This is a genomic window from Mesorhizobium metallidurans STM 2683 (genome assembly GCF_000350085.1).
Lineage (GTDB): Bacteria > Pseudomonadota > Alphaproteobacteria > Rhizobiales > Rhizobiaceae > Mesorhizobium > Mesorhizobium metallidurans.
Map to the genome: position 1 here is coordinate 1 of NZ_CAUM01000168.1, position 21,388 is coordinate 21,388.

Genomic DNA, 21,388 nt, shown 5'->3' on the forward strand with positions numbered 1-21,388 from the left:
GCGCATGGCTTCGTGGTCTTCATCGGGGACCCACACCGCGGTCAGCTCGCCGGCGCGCAGCAGCCTTGCCAATGAAAGAGCATCCCGGCGGTTCGTCTTCACCCGATCGCCAGGTTTCCTTGGAATCAGCGATGGCGCGACTACGGTGCATTCATGGCCAAGGGAACGGATCAGCCGGTAGAGGCCATAGCCGGTTGGGCCCGCCTCGTAGCAGAGGTGGATCCGATCGAACCTGGCGGCGATCCGTTGGATAACGCGGCGCATGCTCGTATCCGATGCGTCGACCTCGCCGAAGAAGCGAACCTCTCCCTCCCGGCCGGCTTCCGCAATCGCGACGGCATTCCTCTGCTTCGCAACATCGATTCCGACAAATGCTTCCCTATAATCTGCCACGGCTCGTCCTCCTGTGATGAGGATCGGCTCGGCCCGCCCGAGCAACCCTCGGACGCGCAGTGTAGGGCGAGCCACCTCACCGGCAGAAGCGGACATACGGTCTTACCCTGAGAAGTGCCCTGCCGATCGGGAGGAAACCGGCAGGGCGGGCCGCGCTGAACGCTGGTCAATATGGGAGGACCGGCGCAGCGGCGAAAAACGTTCGGGCAAATGATTTTGCTACAGGCCTACGGCGTTTGCGCCCAAAACGCTTGCGATTCAAATCGAGGCCCATATTTCGTTATGTTGGGCGCTTATGGTCAAGCGAGCCGGTTTCGGCCGCAGTCTCTATGAGTTCATGGGTTGGCAGTAAGCCTCCGGCGACGAAACTGGTTCCCTTGCGCCAAGGCTGGCCTAGTAACTGGCCAAGTTCCGGTGGCGGCGCTTTGATAACCGCGCTACGAAGAATGGGGAGCAGAATATTCGAGGGGTACTTCTCTGAGTGATAGACTCTATTGACCGAAATTGCGCCAGCCGGGAGGCCCATGATAGCGCTCGGTGCTGCGATAGTCAGTTCGAGACAATGACCACTCCGCACCACATGCGCTATGGGCCCGATCAAGGACATCCGAATTTCATAAATCTTTCCTGGTTTGAGCTTCTCATCTTTGCGGAACGTAGGCACCACCTCGTCAGCGTATGATTGCACTTCGTCGATTTCGCGAAATGATGCGCGTCGAAGGCCCGACTGAAGGAAGAGCACATTTCCATTGGGATCAATGTCTTTCAGCGTTAATGCGATGTCCGCATCATCGCCCCTGCCAATACTGATATATATTGTTACTTCGGGATTGCCAAGCAACGTCATATCCGACGTCGCCGCAGCCGTTCTATAATTCAAAACACCAGCGGAGCGCGGTTCCACCGCGAACTGTTCATTATCAAAAATCTGCTCTACACCGATCGGGTACAGATAGAGGCGCGCTCCGTCGTCTGGGGTAGCGCGGGGATGGTCAGGAGACAGCTTTGCATCGCCCGTCAAATACAAGCGACGTCGCTCGACAGCAGGATCAGGCCAAGTCTCGTGATGTGTAACCCACCCAGCAACTGACTTCTTGGAATTTCTTTCGGGTACCTTAACCTCCCAATACACAGTTACTGGCGGATCGTTTTCTACGCCATTCTTCACGCCCTTCACCCAACGGTCGAGGAATTTCATCCGCTCTGCATCTACAATGCTGTACCCGCTTGGTCCAGGTCCGGCGCTCCCATGATCGCCATTTACCATGACGAGCTTCTTGTAGTTCACCTTGACCATTTGCTGTATGAATATCTTGATGCTTTCGGCCGTAGCGCCGTAATCCTGAAACGCTGCAACAATCAAGGTCGGGACATTGATCTTGCCTGCAACGTCTTGACGGACCGGAGACACCTGATCCCACCATTCATCCTTAAATGGATGCTTTAGCATTTCTTCATAAAAAGGCTTTTTGATTGACTGTCTACCGCTCTTAAGAATTTGATTGCACTCGGTGTCTCCTTGCTTGATGCGCCACTGTATGCCGGGCAAAGCAGATAGGAACTGGGTCCTAAAAGCCCACTCTACAAGCATCGGCTGCGGCACACCACCTATGTATTCGTGATTTACATAGTCATCTTCGATCCCGGTCGGGACAATAGCCTTCAAGTGGGGGGGGTTTTCTGCTGCGACCCAAAGCTGACTTGACCCCGCTGATGAGTTACCAATCATTCCTACATTACCGTCGCTCCAGGGCTGTGAAGCGATCCACTCGACCACTTCGGCGCCATGCACTCCTTCTTTTCGCGTGTACCAATGGTCGACAATACCCTCCGAGCTACCTGTAGCGGTCATGTTGGCACCCACAAACGCGTAGCCCGCGTCGAGGAATTCCTTCGCCTCCAGGAACCGTGTGGCACTCGCCGTATATGGATCATAAAGTAAGATTGTAGGGTAGCGGCCAGACTTGGGGCGGTACGAAATATAGGCTATGCGCGTACCATCTTGTGTAGATACATAGCCGATGTCGCGTACTACGTCATCTTCCGCCAAGTCTAGGGCCTGACTTCTTCTCATAGAAGTACCTTCCAGTTTGCTTTTAGGTGGCGTTGGCATCGCAGAATAGATAAAACTTAAGTGTGACCAAATCATCCGCTTTGCATTCAAATATTCCCTTTGCTCTTCGCAATAAGCTCGCAATCGTTCATCGGCCGATGCAAGGGTATGGAGACTGCCACGGTGGCCCCCATCTTGGGCAACGACGCAAAGTTCGACTCCCCATTTCTTCTCGATTGCGGGTCCCAGCTGACGAACGGGGCAGTCCTGACAAACTGGCGTTACGTGGCGAGCCAGCATGCGGCCGTGTGGCCCGACCCGACTTCGACGGGCGGCGGTTCCTCTTCCCGGCAACGGTCAAACGCCACCGGGCAACGCGGATGGAAACGACAGCCCTTCGGCACGCGTGCGGCGCTTGGAACCTCACCTTGTAGGGCTGGCAGCTCGGCGCGACCTACGTTGCCGCCAATCTGCGGAGTGGCGTTACGCAAGGCAACGGTATACGGATGCCGGGGGTTGAACGTGACCTCGTCTGCGCTGCCGATTTCTACCAACTTTCCAAGATACAAGACGGCAATCCTGTCAGCGATGAGCCAGGCCAGTGGCAGGTCGTGGGTGATGAATAGCAGCGCCATGTTGTGCTTTGCGCGCAGGTCAACTAGAACCTGAAGAATCTGTGCGCGTATCGAGACATCCAGCATCGACACGGGCTCGTCAGCGACAATGAGCTCCGGCCTGACGGCAAGCGCTCCGGCAATCACGACCCTCTGCCGCTGCCCGCCGGATAATTCGTGGGGGAAGCGAGCGAAGAAATCACCAGGAGGATTAAGGCCGGCCGATGCCAAAGCCTCGCCAACTCGCTCTGCTAACTGTTTGCCATCCTCGACCAACCGCAGTGATCGCAGTGGCTCCGCCACTATATCAAATACGGTGTGTCGCGGGTTGAGGGCTTGGTAAGCGTCTTGGAAGATCATCTGCACGCGATGCCGATAAGGACGCAGAGCCGACGACCCTTGAACCGACGTCATGTCGCGGCCGTCGAACAGCATTCTGCCGCCTGTTGGCTGCGCAAGCTTGGTGATGACGCGCCCCACAGTCGTCTTGCCGCTTCCCGATTCTCCGACGAGGGCGACAATCTCGCCCCGTCCAATGTTGAGGTCGATTCCGTCCACCGCGCGCACGGCGCCAGCAGGTCGGCCCCGGAGCCGGTCGAACAGCCTGCCCTGGATAGGAAAATGGACATGCAGGCTCTCCAGACACAGAACGTCGGCGGTGTCAGGCATGGGCTGCAACCTTGTCTTTTTGTGATGACTCGTACATGTGGCAGGCCACACGTCCCTGCCCGAGCTTATAGAGGCTGGGAACTTCGGTCCCGCAAACGCCCATGACCGAGGGGCAACGTGGATGAAAAGCGCAGCCTGAGGGTCGAATCACCAAGTTGGGGGGATCACCCGGTATTGGCCGGATCACCTTTTTTCCATTAGCTGGGTTGGGGATCGAGTCGATCAGCAGTCTGGTGTACGGGTGCTTAGGTCTGGCGAAGATCTCGGCGACTGTGCCGTCCTCGACGATCCGGCCGGCGTACATGATCATGACGCGGTCACAAGCCTCAGCCACTATAGAAAGGTCGTGGGTGATCAGAATCAAAGCAAGATTGAGTTGCGATCGCAACTCACCCAGCAGCTTAAGGATCTGAGCCTGCGTAATGACGTCGAGCGCTGTAGTGGGTTCATCGCCGATGACGATCGAAGGGCGACATGCGAGCGCCATGGCAATCATCACCCTTTGGCGCATACCGCCCGACAACTCGTGGGGATAGGCCGTGCCGCGATCGGCCGGAATGCCGACGAGTTCGAGCAATTCTCTTGCCCGCGTGGTCGCTTCACCACGCGACATACCAAGCTTCAGCATGCACGGCTCGGCGATCTGCTTGATGATGCGGTGAACGGGATTAAGTGCATTCATCGCGCCTTGGAAGACAACGGATGTTTCGCTCCACCGATGTGGCCGCATCGCCGCATCATCATCGATCGGCAGTCGGTTGCCGCGATAACGCACATCGCCGCTGCTGACCCTGGCGTTGGGCGATAGCAGACCCGCAATCGCCATAGCGGTCGTAGTCTTGCCACTGCCCGACTCTCCGACCAGACCAACGGCCTCTCCGGCTCGCAGCGCGAAGCTCACGCTTTCGATCGCACGCGATGAAACCCCCTTCAGCCCATAGTCAACAGAGAGCCCATTGACTTCCAGAAGCCAAGCTTTGTCCTGGGAGGAGCCTGTCATGGAATCACCCGCCGTCGTGGGTTGAACGTGTCGTCGAGGGCATTGCCAATCAGGACGAAGCTAAGCGAAACCATGAGGACGCACACTCCGGGGGCGCCGAGACACCACCAGGCTCCAGCACTGGCCGCGCCGGCGCGTTGAGCCAGCGAAAGCAAAGTGCCCCATGAAGGCTGCAACGGATCACCCAGCCCGAGGAACGAGAGCGATGTCTCGACATAGATTGCGCCGGCCACGACCAGAGCACCATTGGCTCCGATTTGCGGCACGAGATTGGGGAGAAGGTGCCGGACCATGATGCTGAGATTGCTGCTGCCCGCGATACGTGCGCGATCAATGAATGTTCGCTCCTTGAGCGACAGTGTCTGGCTGCGAACGATACGGGCGACGAAGGCCCAACTTGTCATCCCGATAACGACAATGATCACGAAAAGAGAAGGACGGAGGCCGAGGATTTCTCCGCCACGCCCCATCACCTCGAGAACCACGGGTGTAATGACCAGCGCCAGCACGAAGGACGGCATGACGAAAAAGAAGTCCGTCAAGCGCATCAGCCAGACGTCGGCCCGGCCACCATAGTAGCCCGCCGTCATCCCTATCGTAGTCCCGAGGACGAGACTGATAACAGTCGCTAGGAGAGCAATCGTGAGCGAGATCCGGGCACCATGGACGACCAGATTGAGCACGTCCCGCCCCACCTCATCGGTCCCCAGCAGGTGCTGGCTTGATGGTGGAACGAGGAAATCGCCGGTTGCGTTGATTGCGGTCTGGAGCGGTCCCACCAGAATACCGGGGACGGCTGCCACTATCAGAAAGAACATCAGACATACAAGGCCGACCTGAGCACCGCCGTACCCGAGAAATCGACGCAGAAAGCCTTTTATCGCGCCGGCCCGGCCTCGCGGAGAATAACGAACTGTACTTTCACTCATTGTCGGACCCTCGGATCAAGAAGACCGTAGGCAAGATCGGCTATGAGGTTTGCTAGAACAATCGAGGCTCCAAGCAACAGGAATATTCCTTGGAGGACAGGGTAGTCCCGTGCATTGAGCGCTTCGACCGTGAGCCCGCCGATCCCCGGCCAGGCGAAGACGGCTTCGACCGTGATGGCGCCGGCGACCACGTAGCCGAGATTAAGGGTGATCAGAGTTACGACCGGCAGCATTGCATTGCGAAATGCATGACGCATCAGCATTTGACCATTGGTCAGCCCTTTGGCGCGAGCGGTCACCATATAGTCTTCCGTGACAACCTCGCTCATCGCAGCACGCGCGACAACAACGTATTGCCCGATCAGTCCAAGGGCCAAGGCGGTGACCGGAAGCACGAGATGCCGCAAGTAGTCGAGGAACCTGTCAGTGGAACCGATATTGGCGCCCGGTGAATAGATGCCATAGCCCGGGAGCCAGCCCAAGCCCGTACTAAAAATCACGACCAGCACCATAGCAAGCCAGAAAGACGGCATAGTGTAGAGCGCCATCGAGGCACCCGTGGCGATACGATCGACGGCTCCTCCCCTGCGCCACCCCGCATAGATGCCGAACAGGACCCCACAAAGGATAGCAATCATCTGGGCCAAGCCCACCAGGACAATGGTGGCGGGCAGGCGCTCCAGGATTAGATCAGCGACAGGCCTGCCCCTGAACTTGAAGCTGTAGCCGAGATCGCCGTGGAGAGTTGCCGACAAGTAGTCGACCACTTGGTCCGGGAATAGCGGCCGATCAAGGCCCCACCGCGCGCGCTGCGCGTCCATCTGCTGAACAGTTACGCTGGTCCGAGCACCGGCCAATAGAAGCTGGGCGGGGTCGCCGGGAACGATCCTGAACAATATGAAGTTTAAAATTGCCACCGTTAGCAGGGTCCCAAGCGCCCTGAATACAATCCGAAAAATGCGCCGGCTCATCTCGCCTCTCCTTATCGGAGCCACTTCACGCCGGCTTCAAGCGATCAAATGGAAAGTAGCCCCACATCGACATCATATCCTTTGTACCCCAACCTTTGAAGCAATCGTTGCGGCGGGCCTCGAGCACCAAGGGGTAAGATAGTATTATATAGGGCGCTTCCGTATAAATCAGACGCGATGCTTGATCCACCAACTCCCGGCTTCTTTTAAGGTCTACAGTGACATCGACTTGAGACAAAAGCCGATCGAACTTGTCATTGCTCCAGTATGACGTGTTGTTGGGTTCTCCGGTTTTGCCTATGCTGAGCAGAGAACGAGGGTCGGGACCGCGCCAGCCCGCAGAAACGTGCAGGTCCCAGCCTCCGCCACCCCTCGCGGGCGCTTCCGTGCGGGCGCCAAGCGCGCCGGAGTCGAGTTGAGTCACTGATACAGGTATGCCTATTTGGCTGAACCAGCCTGCGATCAGCTGCACGACCGCGATCGGGATTTCCAGGGCACCCGAGGACGTTCCGGTAATCAGTTCAAGCTGGAAGGGGTTTCCCTCCTTGTCCTCCCGTATGCCATCTCCATCCTTATCACGATACCCCGCCGCATCGAGGCGACGTGCAGCACCGGCGAGATCGAAGTGACGTCTGATGTCGCTCAGGTCCGAATAGTAATCGGCCGCCGCGGGCATCACCAACCCCACGCCGGGGTCCGCGTGACCGCGATAAGCGCGCTCAACAATCGCCTTTTGGTCGATTGCGTAGCCGAGCGCATCGCGAAATGCCGGATCCTGAAGGGCCTTGGTACTGCCTGCACCGTCACCCGAGGCGGTGTTGAAGGCCAAATAGTCTCGTTGCTCAACGCGGGATTGACCGCAGGTCATGGCAGAATCCTTCGACAGATCGGCCCACTGGGAAGCCGTGAGGCTGACGCCATAGTCGAGGTCGCCACTCTTCAGACCCTGGGCGATAGGATCGGCCGTATTGAAGAAGTGGAAGACCATTCCGGCCGCCGCCGGGCGCCCCGTGCGAAAGTACTGGTTCGGCGTGAAGCGGGCGAATTGACCTTGCTGAAATTCCGAAACGATCATAGGTCCTGTACCTACCAGCGGCGGGTCATTGCGGAAGGTGCCCTTGGCATCGGCGTAGCTGATGTCCTCCCAGACATGCTCCGGGACGATCATTATGCCGTTGTCAATTGGCCAGCGGGATGGGACTTTCGTGACTATTTGTAAGGTTTCGTCATCGAGAGCCGTGATGGCTTCGACGTATTGCAGTCCGTCAGTGCTATTCCAACCGGCGTTCAGCTCATCCGGATTTCCGATGGACTTGCGTATGTAGTTGTAAGTAAAGGCGGCGTCTCTGGCCGTAGCGGGGTGGCCATCTGACCACTTCAAACCAGGCCAGATTTTGAAAGTCCATGTGAGGCCGTCACCGCTCACAGACCACGCTTTGGCAAATCCCTTCCGGTCAGGGTAGCGCTGCGCATCCACGCATACAAGAAGATCATAGGTAAAGACTAGCGGCCACCAGTTGCTATAGGAGGCGAACGGATTCAACGTGTCAGGGGCGGCGATTCCCCCGATGCGCACGATTTGATCATCGCACGATGTTGAGGCGAACGCCTTTGAATTCAGGGCCCAAGGCGCCGCCGATGCCATGAGCATCGCTTTGATAATGACACGACGATCAACTGACCACTTGTTCATTCTTTCCTCCATTAGTTAGGGCTGTCACCTGCCCAGTTCCAAGCCGCCGGGAGAAGCCGCGCACCTTCGTGTTCGCCTCAGCAATAAGCTACGGGCATCGCCCCTCGACCCCAGGAGCCTTCTGGCCTTCTTGATGTCGTCACCGATCACCCGTTGGCTGAAAATAGCAGCTTGAAGGGTCGCGTTTTAACGAATTGGCCAAATTCGACGCAGGAAACCTGCATTATTTCGCCAATTTTGCGCAGAATTGGCGATTTCTGCGCTGGGTAGCACCATATTCGAAAGGCGAATGGCACCCCCCTCGGCACGTTCCGCGCGCCGCCAAGCGTGATCAACGTTAGGGTCGGTCAACGGGCTTCTCAACGGCAAATCCTTGACACCGCACACGAACCACAGCAGTCCGTGACTTAGCGCACGTACAGTTGGCGCTTGTAGTCTGTTAGAATTTCACACCCGGTCTCAGTTACACGGACTGTCTCGCTGGTGCCGACATCTGCAAAACCGAATGCCTTCACCATCGAAGGTATATGGAAAACCATGTTGGCCATAAGCGTTCGAGTCTCTCCTCTCTTGAACGAGAGGATGTGGCCTTCGCCCCAGTCCGGCGGATAGTTTATTCCGATGGAATATCCTGTGCGCTTGAAGCGACCCTCGTACCCCCCATCGTTTACGGTTTTCGACCAGATATCCCACACTTCCCCAAGTGGGCGATCAGGGCGGATGCCGGCAAGCATGTTCTCTAAAGCGCGGCGCGAGACATCTTCCATTTTCTCGAGTTCGCGATTGACCGGACTGACCACCGAAGCTCTCATAATGGCGGCACTATAGCGCCGCACGGTGCCTGAAAGTTCCAGAAATACCGGGTCGCCTTTCTCAATTACGCGACCGGACCATGTCCCGTGCGCATAGCTTGTGCGCACGCCCGAGGTGACAAAAGGTGGATAGCCAGGATACTCGCTCCCCTTGAGCGTCACCACTCGCTGAATCTCGGCCGCAATTTCATTTTCGTTTACCCCGGCTCTAATCTGGTTGATGCCGGCTTCCATGCCCGCCTCCGCAATGCGAGCTGCCTGTCGGACATAATCCAGCTCGGCATCTGATTTCACCACGCGCACCGTTTCCACGATCATTGAGCCGTCCTCAAAGCGAACTTCAGGAAGTAGCGCCTTAAGCATTTCGTAGTCCGCGATAGAGAAGAACCAGGCCTTTTTCTCGAATCCGATCTTTGACTTCGCGTAGCCCAGATCGCGCAGTATTTCAGCCAGCAATTCGAGCGGTACTTCGTGGTCCATGTAGCTGGAACTGTCGTCAATCCAGCTGTATGCTCGAACATTCACCTCCTCGATGCCACGGGTGATGTGAAGGGGCTGTCCCTCAAGCGGAACGAGTAGATATTGAGCGGAAGCGTAGCCAAGCGTGTTGTATCCACTGAGATAGAGCATGTTCTCAGGAATCGTAACGACTAGAAGGTCGAGCTGCCGTGCCGCGATTCCCTTACGGACGGCATTCAGACGCCGTTTATACTCCTCTATGGTGAAAGCGAGGTCTTTTTCGACCACTACGCTGTCAATGCCGGAAACTTTCATCGGAGCCCTTTTTTAGCTAGCCATTTAATATGCTGGACAGAAGATAGCACCGCTGAAGAGGCAGTCCTCCCCCGGACAGAGCTTCGAGTTGCAGAAAACCTGCGTTATGGGCGGGCTCGGCGCATGGAACCGTCGCTGTGGCAAACGGAATGCAAATCCATATTGCACACGCAACTGCTTTTTTGTCGGTAGATGCCCGTTGTTAGACAGAGACCGAAGTCCACGAGGGAACACTTTTGTCCGCGCTAACAATCCAAGCGACGGTGAGACAACCAGCGACCGCCGGCAGCTAGGCTCGCTCCACGTCAATCGGGACAGCCAATGACGATTTTGTGCGGTCCATCACGACCATTGTGCTGAACCCGCGTACGTCGTTGTTTTCGTAGAAGAAGCGGCGGGTAAATGCGTCGTACTCCTGAAGATCCTTGACCGAGATGATTAGCATGAAGTCGGCGTTGCCCGTCACAAAGTAGGCGCTCATGATCTCAGGCGTCCGCCGTATCGCCTGTTTGAAGCGGTCTATTATGTCTGCGCGGTCGCGCTCCAGATCGATTGATACCAGCATCATTAAAGGGCGGCCGATAGCTTCAGGCGAAACCAGCGAAACGTCGCCTTCAATCACCTTATCATCGCGAAGTCGTTTGACCCTCCGCTGGCATGCCGTCGGAGAAATGCCCGCCACCGCGCCCAGTTCATCCATCGTCAGCTTGTTATTGAGCTGGAGAGCGTTGAGAATTTTACGATCGATGCGGTCAAGCTCCATCGATAAACTCCAATGGATGGACGGTTTGTGCACTAAAAATGCGTCGAAACGGCTATCTTAGCTGAAATACGGCGAGCCAGAAAGCCTAAAATCTTGGGGTCAGGCGTATTTGCGCCCGATCGACCTCTTGCTTAAGGATCGAATCCTTGGACCAAAGCTTTCACCGATACACGCAGCCGTTGCCTATCGAAGAAGCCCGACGCGAATTCCCCGCGACCTCGGACTTCATCTACATGGACGTCGCCAACCAGGGTCTTATCTCAAAGACCACCCGTACCTCGTTTGACGCCCATCTCGACTTGCGTCTCGCCGGTGTCAACGATGAGCATTCCCAACTGCACAATGTTGAGCTCACGCGTGGTCGGTTTGCCACGTTTATTGGCGCTGCCAGCGACGAAGTCGCAATCACCAAAAACGCTTCTGAGGGCATCAATATCATCGCCAATGCGATCGAGTGGAGGGCGGGCGACAATGTCGTCCTCTGCCCGAAGCTCGAACACGCGAACAATGTCCTGCCCTGGCTGCAGATAAAGGCCCGGCATGGCGTCGAGGTCCGTACCATTGAGCCGGAAAACGGCATGCTGCCGGTGGGAGCTGTCACCAAAGCACTCGATGAGCGAACTCGCGTCGTTGCACTGGCGACTGTCACGATGGTCCCGGGCTTCCGAACGGAAACCGCGCCCATTGCCGAGGCCTGCAGGAGTAAAGGCGCCTTCCTTTTGGCTGACGGGACCCAGTCCGTCGGCATCCTTGCTACGGACGTGAGTGCATTGGGTGTGGATGGGCTGGCGGTGTCGACCGTCAAGGGATTGATGGGACTTTACGGCTCGGGTTTCCTTTACTGCCGCCGAGACTGGGCCGAGAGGCTGACGCCGACCTACCTTGGCCGTTTTAGCGTCGATCTGGGTGATGCGCCGGAATCCGCACCGATCGAACAGGTCTTCAAAATGCGGACCGGCGCGGCGCGCTTCGATGTTGGGCATTACAATTTTCCAGGCCTGATCGCAGCCGATGCATCTATCAGGCAACTCAGCGATTTCGGTATAACGTCGATCGACCGAAGCGTCCGCGAATTGGCGGCAAGGCTCGCGGCCGGTCTCCACGATCTCGGTCTGCCCGTAGCCGGCGGTCGTCCTGGAACCCATACCGGAAGCATCGTGGCGGTTGGAGACATGTCGGGCCTCGGCGGCGCAGCGTCCGACATCAACATTGGGTCGCTGCAGGCCTACCTGGCCGAGAGGAAGGTCATTGTTTCCGCGCGCCGTGGAATGCTGCGTTTCTCGTTGCATCTCTACAACACGGCTGACGAGGTCGATCATGTCATCGACCTCGCTCGGCGATGGAAAAAAGCCCCGGCGTAACCGGCGGCCTGCACAGATAGGAGCCATTTATGTCGTCCGCAAACCCAGAGCTGGTCACGCTCGTCCAAGACCTGACCAGAATCGAGAGCATCAACCCCTCGCTCGCGGCCACCGGAAGCGGCGAAATTGAAGTGGCCCGCTACCTCGAGAAGTACTGCCGGCAGCGTGACCTCCCTTTTGATGTGCAGGACGTGAAGGACGGGCGCCCGAATTTCATAACTTGGGTGCCGGGGCAGGACCCCAACCGGCGCATCCTCTTCATCGCGCATACAGATACGGTTCCCGTCGATAAGTGGGAGTCAGACCCATTTTCCGGAGAGGTGCGCGACGGTCGGATCTATGGTCGCGGGAGTTGTGACACGAAAGGTTCGCTGGCAACCATGCTTACGGCGCTCAGCACTTTGCGCGAGCGCAAGCCCAAGGCTACGATCGTGCTGGTCGCTAGTATCGACGAAGAGTTTAGAAAAATTGGCGCACGAGCGGTGGCGGATTCCGGCGTTGCCTACGAGGCGGCGGTCGTGGGCGAACCCACCAACCTCGAACTCGTGGTCGCCCACAAAGGGTCGGTACGCTGGCAGGTGGAAGTCGAAGGGATTCCAGTTCACTCGTCACGGCCGCATCTCGGCGTCAACGCGATCACCGGAATGGCCAAGATTGTGCTGGCGCTGGACGAACACAACAAGGTCCTTAGCGAACGCCAGAATGTCCTAGTGGGCCCCCCTGCCCTGACCGTTAGCCTCATCGAAGGAGGAATCGAGCTAACAACCGTTCCACCAGCGTGCCGCATTTGGATTGACCGCAGATTGACTCCGGGCGAACCGCCGCAGCAGGCATTGCAGGAAGTCGAAAACATCTTCGATGGATATCGAAACGGGCCAGACAAAATCAAGGTTCGCTCAATCCTGCCCGCGCTCGAGGATCCGGCCCCACCTAGCGCCGAAGGAAGTCGGATCGCGATGGTCGCAGCCGAAGCATGCGCGAGGGTCGCGGGAACGGGCAGTTATATCGGAGCACCGTGGGGCACGGATGCGAGCCAGTTGGACGGCATCCCCTGTGTTGTCATAGGCCCCGGCAGCATGGCGCAGGCTCACACGAGTAACGAGTTCATTGAGATCAATCAGCTCGATATGGCTGTGGAAATCTACCAGCAGATCATGCTGAACTTCTGAGTACTTCAGCCGGCAACGCTTGCTGAATTTTGTCGTACTCGCCGCGCGTCGCGCGACAAACATGCACAAAGAGCCGAGATTTTGCAGGTTTCATGAAGAGTAATCCCGGTTTTTAGTGCAGGCGGCATCAGGTCGCCTGTTACCTTCGTGTCAAGCTTGCTGATGCCGAACGGACGCAAGCAAATGTGCTCCGGTATCCTTGGGATAACGCCGGCTGACAACAAGGAACTCGCACCCATGAACAAGACATTCACCCCATCTTCTGATGCAGACCTCGCACCCTTTAACCGGCTCGAATCTGAGGTTCGCAGCTATGTCAGGGCATTTCCGGTTCTGTTTGATCGAGGTTTGAACACCACTCTCATCGCGGCGGACGGGCGAGAATACATCGACTTCTTCGGCGGTGCAGGCGCCCTGAACTACGGCCATAACAACCCTGCGTTCAAGCAGGCCCTTCTGGATTACATAGAGCGCGACGGCATCGTCCACAGCCTGGATCTCGCCACGAACGCTAAGAAGGCGTTTATCGAAGCCTTCGAAAAGCATATCCTCCAGCCACGCGGCCTCGAGTACAAGCTGCAGTTTCCCGGACCGACCGGTACTAACGCCGTCGAGGCGGCTCTGAAGCTCGCACGCCAGGCCACCGGGAGCTCAAACGTTGTAGCTTTTACCAACGGCTTCCATGGCGTCAGCGCAGGAGCATTGGCCGCAACGGGCTACAAGGACTTCCGCACCGCGTCCGGCATCTCGCTCGCCAATGTCACGATGCTGCCCTACGACGGCTACCTTGGAGAGGGCATCGACACCCTGGATTACTTCGAAAAGCTTCTCGATGATCCCAATAGCGGCTTGGATAAGCCGGCGGCCGTCATCCTCGAGGCGGTGCAGGGGGAGGGCGGGATCAACATTGCAAGCACACAATGGCTTAGGCGGCTCCGGGAGCTCACGAAGCGCCACGGCATCCTGCTCATCCTCGACGAGATCCAGGCTGGTATCGGCCGCACTGGCAAATTCTTTGCGTTCGAATGGTCGGGGATCGTGCCGGATATCATCACGCTGTCCAAGTCGCTGTCGGCCTATGGAACCCCGATGTCGCTCGTTCTTATCCGACCAGAAATCGACGTGTGGAAACCGGCCGCGCACACTGGGACCTTCAGGGGCAACAACCTTGCGTTCGTTACTGCAAAGGCAGCATTCGATGTTTTCTGGTCGGATACCAAGTTCCAGGACGAGATTGCCCGGAAGTCTGCGGTACTGGAAGGCGAGTTGAAGACCATCGCCGATGCGTTCCCTGCGCTCGGTCTATCAGTGAGAGGGCGCGGCCTCATGTTCGGCCTCGTTTGCGACAAGCATCGCACATTTGCGTCGGCCGTCTCCAAAGAAGCCCTTTCCCGCGGACTGGTGATCGAAACGGCCGGCTCCTATGGCGAAGTTGTCAAGTTCATGACTGCGTTGACCATCACTGAAGGTGACTTGCGCCGCGGCCTCGGCATTATCCGTGACAGCATCAGTACCCTGGCAGCCAAGTTCAACTAGCCGGAAGGTCGGCGGCCTCGGAAATGCCCCCTGCACGGCCTCTGTCCCTCTTCTCACTGACAGGCCTGCCTTGGGGCGGCCTCTTTCGACCATCCGGTGCCCGGTGGTTCTCAACGCGGACACATGAAGGATTAGACATGGCCCGGGACGAAGTACTCAAAAACTATATAGACGGTGAATGGCGCGATGCCTCCACAGGTGGTCGGATCGAGGTAGACAACCCAGCAACGGGCGAGACCATCGCTATCGTGGCAGAAGCGGGGCCCGAGGATGTCGAACTCGCCGTTGAAGCCGCTCAACGCGTCTTCGAGGAGCGCGTACTGATCGACATGCACCCTTATGACCGCGGTCGCATGCTTTTTCGCATAGCGGATGCACTGGAGGCGCGTGGCTCCGAACTTGCAACGATGCTTTGTGACGACACCGGAAAAGCGTTGAACGTTGCAGAGTCCGAGGTCCAGACCACCGTGCGCTATCTGCGCTACTACGGGGGCCTCGCCGACAAGCACGAGGGACGATCGATACCTCGGGGGGCAAACCTGGTCGACTATACGATCCGGAGCCCATTCGGCGTTTCCGGTCAGATCGTCCCTTGGAACTTCCCCTTGGAACTCACCGCCCGTTCGCTTGCCTGTGCCCTCGCCACCGGCAACTCCGTGGTCGTTAAGTCGCCTGAGCTGGCCCCACTCTCCGGAATAGCGATGGCCGAGGCCTGCGAAGTGGCAGGCGTGCCTGCCGGCGCGGTCAATGTGATCACGGGATACGGCCATATTGCAGGCCAGGCCCTAATCGACAATGCGAGCGTCCGCCATCTGGTCTTCACCGGCTCAATGGCAACGGGACAAAATGTATTGAGAGCAGCAGCCGAACGGATCGTCCCCTGTATCATGGAACTTGGCGGCAAATCTGCGGCGATCGTGCATGCGGATGCCAACCTCGATGAGGTCCTCGAATCCATCAGGATTGGGACTTTTATGAACGCCGGGCAAAACTGTAATGGCCTTACGCGGCTCCTGGTGGACCGCACCATCGCGGATGAATTGACCGACAAGCTGAAAGCCTACGTAAAGGGGCTCTCACTGGGCTGCGGCCGCGACAACTGCGATATTACACCCCTGATTTCACAAAGGCAGCGGAGCAGCGTCGAACAGGCATGCCAAACGGCAATTGAACAAGGAGCCCGGCTGGTTACCGGAGGCTCTACCGTGGTCGACCGCGACGGATATTTCATGGCGGGAACGGTTTTTGCTGACGTCCGAAGCGATAGTGCCCTCTTCCACAAAGAAACATTCGGACCGGTCTTGGCCGTCACCACCTTCGACAACGTCGAGGAGGCGGTCAACTTGTCGAACGGGACAGACCAGGGTCTGGCTGCAGGAGTCTTCACGCGGGACATTGACAAGGCGCTCTGGACCGCGGACCGCCTCTGGGCCGGCCACGTCTATGTGAACGGCTGGTTTGTAAGCGGCGTAGAGACGCCGTTCGGGGGTATCAACAAATCGGGTTACGGACGCGAGAAAGGCGTTGAAGCGCTGGATGGGTACGTTCAGACGCGGAATGTCGGCATCAAAGTATCGCCTCCCCTCCTTAGCTGATGGGCACCGTTTGTGGGATGTCGCTCTGTACGGGGCGGCATCCCACATATGGCCCACGCTCTTTAAGACCTGCGCCGCTCCGAATGTCTCGGGCAGTGGCTTAGTTAGCAAACAGTCACTATTTTTGGGCGAGCTGAGCCCCCCACAATCGTCCGACTCCGTCACTGCCGCGGTACCCCGCAATCCTGCAGGCATGCCAGACAGTGGCTTGATTGGCGGTAATGACAGGCTTGTTGAGAACGCGCTCAAGCAACGTGATTGCCGACTGTGTCTGAAGCGCGGTACACGCGAGCACAACGGCTTCAGCTTCGGGAACATCGGTTTCCTTGGCCAACTGCATGACCGCAGCGGCTTCGACATCACCGATTTTTGCGCCCAATTCCAGGCTCCGGGTGCTCAAGGATACCACCCCGGCTTCGCCGAGATAGCGTACGAATTCCTCGGTAACTTCAGCGTGATAAGGCGCGCCGAGCGCAATCTTCGTTATACCGAGAGCCTCACAAGCAGCCACGATAGCGCTGGATGTCGAAGTCGTCGGAGCCTTCGCGCCATGCGAGATGCGTTCCAGCAGCGAACGATCCCCCGCGTGCCCACCTATGAAGCTGACAGATGTACAGGCGTAAGCCACCGCGGCCGGCGAAATCGGGCGCAGTGCCTCTGCTGCTTGCTCAAGGTCCGGTTCATTGATTTGAGAGCGGTACATTTCCGCGCTGACCGGACCCTCTGGAAACCGCACCCTGGTCACATGGATCGTCGCGATCGAGGGCGCGAAATGCCAGAACTCTCGATCTAGCGTTCCGTCGGATGGATATATGATTCCAATGCGCAAACTATTCATTATCGGTCCTCCTAAGCCAAATACGAGTCGCGGTGACCGAATCCGCGGCGGCGGAGATAATTACACCACCCGAACTCGATAAAATGGTGATTTGCAATTCGTGGCGAGCTCGGCAAATCGTGCGTTTTAGCGAGCTTCCAGCACAGCACTGAGAAACTGCTTGGTCCGCTCATTCTGCGGATCGCCAAACAGTTGGTCGGGAGTGCCCTGTTCGGCAATTTTGCCACCATGGAAAAAGCACACCCGGTCGGAAAATTCTTTTGCGAACGCCATCTGGTGTGTGACCATTAACATGGTGAGATCATGCTCGGTGCCTAGAGTGCGAATTACATTCAGCACCTCTCCGACCAGTTCCGGGTCCAATGCCGATGTAACTTCATCAAACAGCATGACTTTGGGTCGCATTGCCAGCGCGCGAGCGATCGCAACCCGTTGTTTCTGGCCGCCCGACAATTGGATGGGGTAATGGTTCTTCTTGTCACCAAGCCCCACCATGTCAAGAAGCTCAGCGCCTCTAGCTTCAGCCTCCTGGCGGGAAAGCCCGAGAACCGAAACAGGCGCCTCTATGCAATTTTGCAAAGCCGTCAAATGCGGAAAAAGATTGAAATGCTGGAAGACCATTCCGATTTTGGCTCGCACACGTCGAAGATGACGCTCACTGGCAGGAACAAGTTGGCCGTGCTTATTCATGTGCGTGAGCGGCTCGCCATCAACCCAGATCACCCCTCCATTGATTTGTTCCAGGGTCATGAGCATCCGGAGAACCGTAGTCTTCCCAGAACCCGAGGGCCCTATTATAGAGACTTTCTCATTGCGGGCGATGTCAAGGTTAAGCCCGTCGAGCACCGTCAGCGCCCCGTACCGCTTAGTGACATTCTCGAATCGGACCATTGGCTGCGTCATCGCAATGCTAACATTGTCCTTATCTCGAATGAGGTGGTCCAGGACTTTACTGCGTGTCATCATTTTTCCCAGCCGGACATTGTGCTCAATCATACTGGCCTCTATTGCAGGTGGTAGCGGCGGTTGAGCCAGATGCTCACCGCATGTACCATCGCTGAGGCAACCAGACTGAATACCAGATAAAACGCGCCAGCCATCGTAATCGCTTCGATGTAACGGTAATTGTTACTCCCAAAGTTTTTTGCTTGTTGGAGCATTTCCAAAATCGCAATCGCGGCCAGGATGGGCGTATCCTTGAACATGCCTATGAAATAGTTGCCCAAGCCCGGTACAATCGGCGGAATCGCCTGAGGCAGGATGATTTTGCGCCATGTGCGGATCCGAGAAAGGTTCAGGGCAACGCTTGCCTCCCACTGTCCCCCCTCAACGTTTTCGATACCGGCCCGGTAAACTTCTGAACAGTACGCTGCGTAATGGATGCCAAGCACGCCTATGCCAACACCCCATGCAGAGATCACGATCCCGAACTGGGGGCCGACGTAGTAAACAAAGAATACCTGTAAAAGCAGTGGTGTCGAGCGGATGAACTCCACCACTTCGGTCGTCGCGGTCGAAACAATGCGATTGGATGACTGGCGGACCAGAGCGATTGCAAGACCCAGGATCAGAGCGACCCCGAACCCGATGAGCGTTGCCTGCACAGTAACGATGGCCCCCCGATAAAGGTAGGGGAAAGCATCCCATACATAGGACCAGTCCCAGATGTTCATGGCGCTGTGATCCGGACAAAACCCCGCGATAAATGGCTTTCCAGCCAACGAACGAAGGGCGTGATGAGCCCGCGGGCGACTATGTAATATCCCAACAACGCAATGGCGAAGAAGAACAAGTAGTTTCCGGTCGCATCGGCCGCCGATTTGGCAGAGCTGGTAAACTCGCTTATTGTGATGAAGAACACAAGCGACGTTCCCTTAAGCAATTCGATAAGTAGGGTGCCCCAGGCAGGAAGCATGGCACGGATGGCCTGCGGCACAATTATCCGGCGCATCATGGTGGCGCGCGAAAAATTCAGCGCTATGCTAGCCTCATACTGCCCGCGATCGACAGCCCGGATAGCTGCTCGCACCAATTCAGCTCCATAACTGGACACGCAGACCCCAATCCCGAATATCGCGACGGTCCAGGGTGAGAGCGCGACGCCAAAGATCGGCAGTACGAAAAACCACCAGTACAGCTGCACTAGCAGCGAGGTGCCGCGAAAGAACTCGATATAAACAATGGCCGGCCAGCGCACGCTGCGTCTGGGCGACACCCGGCAAAGGCCGACAACCAGTCCCATTGTGACCGCTACCAGAGATGCAGCCATGGTCACGGCCGCGGTTACCAGCAAGCCACGAGCCAGCGCTGAAAACGTCAAGCTCAGCGCAAATTCATTCATCTCATGTCTCCGCCCGAGCCTCCCCGGCACAAGCCGGGGAGGCATACCAATCCTTGCGAAAGCGGTTGCGCCACCTCAACCCTTGCAAAGCTCTGCAGTGGACCTACCGCCCTGTGGCAGTTGCTTTTCGGTATATCCGTATTTCCGGACCGATTCCATCATCTCGGCCGACCCCGCGTATTCTTTCAATGCGGCGTTGAAGGCGTCAACGGTGTCCTGCTGGTCGGGCAAGAAAGCGAGGGCCGGGTAGCCGAGTGGAACCGGGTCCTTGAACGGATCCGCGAGCTCGACGCTTGGGTCTTCTTCCGTGTACTTCCTCAGCGTGAAGTAGTCACCACCGCCCGCAGCCGCGCGGCCTGACTTCACTGCTTGCAAAACCTCAGGGGCGCCAGCAACTTCCATGAGCTTGTCATCGGGGATGCCTATGTCCTTGGCTATCTTTACAGCTAGCCACCCTGATGCCGTGGTAAACACTTTTGCCTTGTCACGAACATCCTCATAGGAATGCAGATTATCGGGATTACCCTTTGCCACCAGCAGCCCGCTGCCAAACTTGCCCAACGGTTCGGAGAAGAGGACGTTTCGACAGCGCTCGGGCAGGATAAACATGCCTCCCGTGATGATATCGAATCGACCGGCCTGAAGACCTGGCACAAGCGAGCCCCATTCCGTCGCGACCGGCTCAATCTTCGTGGTCCCGAGCTTGTTTAAAAGGTCGAGTGTCATGGCGTTGATAAAGCCCAAAGGCTCACCGTTCTGGCCTGGATACGCCCACGGAATTTCGTTGGAAAATCCAATGCGAATTGTGTCGCCCTTCTTGATCTTCTCAATAAGCGATTGCGCCGACGCCCCACTGGCAAAAGGAGTGAAAGTTAGCGCCATGGCTAACACTGCCACACCTTTGAGCATTGTTCGACGTATCATCCCATGTTGTCCGGATTGAGCATTATGGATCATCTTACTTCTCCTATTGTTTGCTGCCGGTATTCACCGAGGACGATCGCGTCCCGCACGATTATTACCGTGTCCGCAGTCCCCTTGTGTTTTCAGCCCTTTCCGGCTGGGGCATCAAATGATGCTGCCGTAGAAGCTGGGCATCTTTGCGCCGATTAGTAGGCTATCAGCCCGCTATGTGTAATCGTGCCGATTTCTGTGCTCGGCACGCACAAAACCGGCTTTTTCTCGCATTCCTTCGAAGTATTCGCGCGTATCTAGCTCGAGTGTATCGCTTTGCGAGCGTGCTAGCTGGAGCGCAATGATTTTCCTTTTTCGCCGTGAGCTTGCCATCGGTCATGACAGAGGATACTGGAGACGCCACGTTTCCAGACGCGGAAGCGGATCTACGTCGTGCCAAAATAACCCTAGCGGTCATCGAAGTAGTCTTTCCTAGACCAGGCCACGTTGAGTATCCGGTGCCGGCGAATGTCGCGGCACCTTGGTCTAGACAATAAAGCCAATGGCTCTAGCCGGCATGATAGCCTCTCGTCGCGGCCCCAATCACACTGACATCAAGAACTCCGGCCCCTTCGGCAAAGTCGGTCACCGCATCACAGGTGATCGCAAAGGGCAGTAGCGCGATCGACAGCCGTGGCGTCAACCGGGAATGCGTGTTTCGTTTCCCTATCCCCGAGACCTCGCGCATCGTCTCCTGAATTGCTGCCGAATGAGAGGAAGTAGAGCGCTGTCGTGTTTCCTCTTGGGTCGCCGTTAGCCTCTTCGCCTCTTCATGCCCCCGACAAGACCGGTAAAGACTCCAGAGCGTTCCTAACCGTGCCGCGAACACGTCGGGACAAACCTGAGTCCCCGAAGATCGACGTCACGGCGACGATCCAGACGCGCCATCGCCCATTTCACGGGGCGGCGACTCCGCGGCTAGC

The 21,388-nt window shown here is 57.1% G+C and carries 18 protein-coding genes; 4 read left to right on the forward strand and 14 right to left on the reverse strand.

Annotated elements, in window-relative coordinates:
- From MESS2_RS28510 to MESS2_RS28550, 9 genes are all read right to left on the reverse strand, one after another.
- Positions 1 to 393: IS110 family transposase (locus MESS2_RS28510; RefSeq protein WP_157357882.1), on the reverse strand; the 393-nt coding region annotated here is incomplete at its 3' end.
- 280 nt (positions 394 to 673) lie between these two features.
- Positions 674 to 2,746, reverse strand: coding sequence for a CocE/NonD family hydrolase (locus MESS2_RS28515; protein WP_244440109.1), 2,073 nt, complete (start codon positions 2,744 to 2,746; stop codon positions 674 to 676).
- Positions 2,728 to 3,729 (reverse strand): ABC transporter ATP-binding protein, encoded by a 1,002-nt coding sequence (locus MESS2_RS28520; RefSeq protein ID WP_008878111.1) that lies wholly within the window; start codon positions 3,727 to 3,729, stop codon positions 2,728 to 2,730. The genes MESS2_RS28515 and MESS2_RS28520 overlap by 19 nt, the downstream gene beginning before the upstream one ends.
- Entirely contained in the window at positions 3,722 to 4,729 is a 1,008-nt protein-coding gene (locus MESS2_RS28525) for an ABC transporter ATP-binding protein (RefSeq protein WP_008878112.1), read from the reverse strand. Before MESS2_RS28525 ends, MESS2_RS28520 begins: the two co-directional genes overlap by 8 nt.
- On the reverse strand, positions 4,726 to 5,658 hold the full coding sequence (locus tag MESS2_RS28530) for an ABC transporter permease (protein WP_008878113.1): 933 nt from the start codon (positions 5,656 to 5,658) through the stop codon (positions 4,726 to 4,728). Before MESS2_RS28530 ends, MESS2_RS28525 begins: the two co-directional genes overlap by 4 nt.
- Positions 5,655 to 6,629 carry an ABC transporter permease gene (locus MESS2_RS28535; protein ID WP_008878114.1) on the reverse strand — a complete coding sequence of 325 codons (975 nt, stop codon included), beginning with the start codon at positions 6,627 to 6,629 and terminating at the stop codon, positions 5,655 to 5,657. The genes MESS2_RS28530 and MESS2_RS28535 overlap by 4 nt, the downstream gene beginning before the upstream one ends.
- Before the next feature lie 25 nt (positions 6,630 to 6,654).
- Positions 6,655 to 8,322, reverse strand: a complete 1,668-nt coding sequence (locus MESS2_RS28540; RefSeq protein WP_008878115.1) for an ABC transporter substrate-binding protein — start codon at positions 8,320 to 8,322, stop codon at positions 6,655 to 6,657.
- 407 nt (positions 8,323 to 8,729) lie between these two features.
- A complete protein-coding gene (locus MESS2_RS28545; RefSeq protein WP_008878116.1) occupies positions 8,730 to 9,908 on the reverse strand; it encodes a M24 family metallopeptidase in 1,179 nt (392 codons plus the stop codon).
- Between the two features lie 289 nt (positions 9,909 to 10,197).
- Positions 10,198 to 10,671, reverse strand: coding sequence for an Lrp/AsnC family transcriptional regulator (locus MESS2_RS28550; protein WP_008878117.1), 474 nt, complete (start codon positions 10,669 to 10,671; stop codon positions 10,198 to 10,200).
- Positions 10,672 to 10,817: 146 nt separating this feature from the next.
- Here MESS2_RS28550 and MESS2_RS28555 point away from each other — a divergent pair, with 146 nt between their 5' ends.
- The 4 genes from MESS2_RS28555 to MESS2_RS28570 all read left to right on the forward strand — a co-directional run bounded on the left by MESS2_RS28555 (position 10,818) and on the right by MESS2_RS28570 (position 16,332).
- Positions 10,818 to 12,032 (forward strand): aminotransferase class V-fold PLP-dependent enzyme, encoded by a 1,215-nt coding sequence (locus tag MESS2_RS28555; RefSeq protein ID WP_008878118.1) that lies wholly within the window; start codon positions 10,818 to 10,820, stop codon positions 12,030 to 12,032.
- A gap of 29 nt (positions 12,033 to 12,061) precedes the next feature.
- A complete protein-coding gene (locus tag MESS2_RS28560) occupies positions 12,062 to 13,201 on the forward strand; it encodes a M20 family metallopeptidase (protein ID WP_008878119.1) in 1,140 nt (379 codons plus the stop codon).
- 237 nt (positions 13,202 to 13,438) lie between these two features.
- Positions 13,439 to 14,737, forward strand: coding sequence for a diaminobutyrate--2-oxoglutarate transaminase (gene ectB, locus MESS2_RS28565; protein WP_008878120.1), 1,299 nt, complete (start codon positions 13,439 to 13,441; stop codon positions 14,735 to 14,737).
- Between the two features lie 137 nt (positions 14,738 to 14,874).
- Positions 14,875 to 16,332, forward strand: a complete 1,458-nt coding sequence (locus tag MESS2_RS28570) for an aldehyde dehydrogenase family protein (RefSeq protein WP_008878121.1) — start codon at positions 14,875 to 14,877, stop codon at positions 16,330 to 16,332.
- Positions 16,333 to 16,450: 118 nt separating this feature from the next.
- On the opposite strand, the gene MESS2_RS28575 is transcribed toward MESS2_RS28570, so the two are convergent.
- The 5 genes from MESS2_RS28575 to ehuB all read right to left on the reverse strand — a co-directional run bounded on the left by MESS2_RS28575 (position 16,451) and on the right by ehuB (position 20,468).
- Entirely contained in the window at positions 16,451 to 17,170 is a 720-nt protein-coding gene (locus MESS2_RS28575) for a maleate cis-trans isomerase family protein (protein ID WP_008878122.1), read from the reverse strand.
- A gap of 126 nt (positions 17,171 to 17,296) precedes the next feature.
- Entirely contained in the window at positions 17,297 to 18,073 is a 777-nt protein-coding gene (gene ehuA, locus MESS2_RS28580) for an ectoine/hydroxyectoine ABC transporter ATP-binding protein EhuA (RefSeq protein ID WP_040594229.1), read from the reverse strand.
- A 101-nt stretch (positions 18,074 to 18,174) separates the two neighbouring features.
- On the reverse strand, positions 18,175 to 18,843 hold the full coding sequence (gene ehuD / locus MESS2_RS28585; RefSeq protein WP_008878124.1) for an ectoine/hydroxyectoine ABC transporter permease subunit EhuD: 669 nt from the start codon (positions 18,841 to 18,843) through the stop codon (positions 18,175 to 18,177).
- Positions 18,840 to 19,511 (reverse strand): ectoine/hydroxyectoine ABC transporter permease subunit EhuC, encoded by a 672-nt coding sequence (gene ehuC, locus MESS2_RS28590; RefSeq protein ID WP_008878125.1) that lies wholly within the window; start codon positions 19,509 to 19,511, stop codon positions 18,840 to 18,842. Before ehuC ends, ehuD begins: the two co-directional genes overlap by 4 nt.
- 75 nt (positions 19,512 to 19,586) lie before the next feature.
- Positions 19,587 to 20,468: an ectoine/hydroxyectoine ABC transporter substrate-binding protein EhuB gene (ehuB, locus tag MESS2_RS28595; RefSeq protein WP_008878126.1), complete on the reverse strand. Its 882-nt coding sequence runs from the start codon at positions 20,466 to 20,468 to the stop codon at positions 19,587 to 19,589.
- Positions 20,469 to 21,388 lie beyond the last annotated feature (920 nt).

Coding starts and splice junctions, on each gene's coding strand:
- MESS2_RS28515 (WP_244440109.1), bottom strand. CDS start 2,746: ATGCTGGCTCGCCACGTAACGCCAGTTTGTCAGGACTGCCCCGTTCGT.
- MESS2_RS28520 (WP_008878111.1), bottom strand. CDS start 3,729: ATGCCTGACACCGCCGACGTTCTGTGTCTGGAGAGCCTGCATGTCCAT.
- MESS2_RS28525 (WP_008878112.1), bottom strand. CDS start 4,729: ATGACAGGCTCCTCCCAGGACAAAGCTTGGCTTCTGGAAGTCAATGGG.
- MESS2_RS28530 (WP_008878113.1), bottom strand. CDS start 5,658: ATGAGTGAAAGTACAGTTCGTTATTCTCCGCGAGGCCGGGCCGGCGCG.
- MESS2_RS28535 (WP_008878114.1), bottom strand. CDS start 6,629: ATGAGCCGGCGCATTTTTCGGATTGTATTCAGGGCGCTTGGGACCCTG.
- MESS2_RS28540 (WP_008878115.1), bottom strand. CDS start 8,322: ATGAACAAGTGGTCAGTTGATCGTCGTGTCATTATCAAAGCGATGCTC.
- MESS2_RS28545 (WP_008878116.1), bottom strand. CDS start 9,908: ATGAAAGTTTCCGGCATTGACAGCGTAGTGGTCGAAAAAGACCTCGCT.
- MESS2_RS28550 (WP_008878117.1), bottom strand. CDS start 10,671: ATGGAGCTTGACCGCATCGATCGTAAAATTCTCAACGCTCTCCAGCTC.
- MESS2_RS28560 (WP_008878119.1), top strand. CDS start 12,062: ATGTCGTCCGCAAACCCAGAGCTGGTCACGCTCGTCCAAGACCTGACC.
- ectB (WP_008878120.1), top strand. CDS start 13,439: ATGAACAAGACATTCACCCCATCTTCTGATGCAGACCTCGCACCCTTT.
- MESS2_RS28570 (WP_008878121.1), top strand. CDS start 14,875: ATGGCCCGGGACGAAGTACTCAAAAACTATATAGACGGTGAATGGCGC.
- MESS2_RS28575 (WP_008878122.1), bottom strand. CDS start 17,170: ATGAATAGTTTGCGCATTGGAATCATATATCCATCCGACGGAACGCTA.
- ehuA (WP_040594229.1), bottom strand. CDS start 18,073: ATGACGCAGCCAATGGTCCGATTCGAGAATGTCACTAAGCGGTACGGG.
- ehuD (WP_008878124.1), bottom strand. CDS start 18,843: ATGAACATCTGGGACTGGTCCTATGTATGGGATGCTTTCCCCTACCTT.
- ehuC (WP_008878125.1), bottom strand. CDS start 19,511: ATGAATGAATTTGCGCTGAGCTTGACGTTTTCAGCGCTGGCTCGTGGC.
- ehuB (WP_008878126.1), bottom strand. CDS start 20,468: ATGATCCATAATGCTCAATCCGGACAACATGGGATGATACGTCGAACA.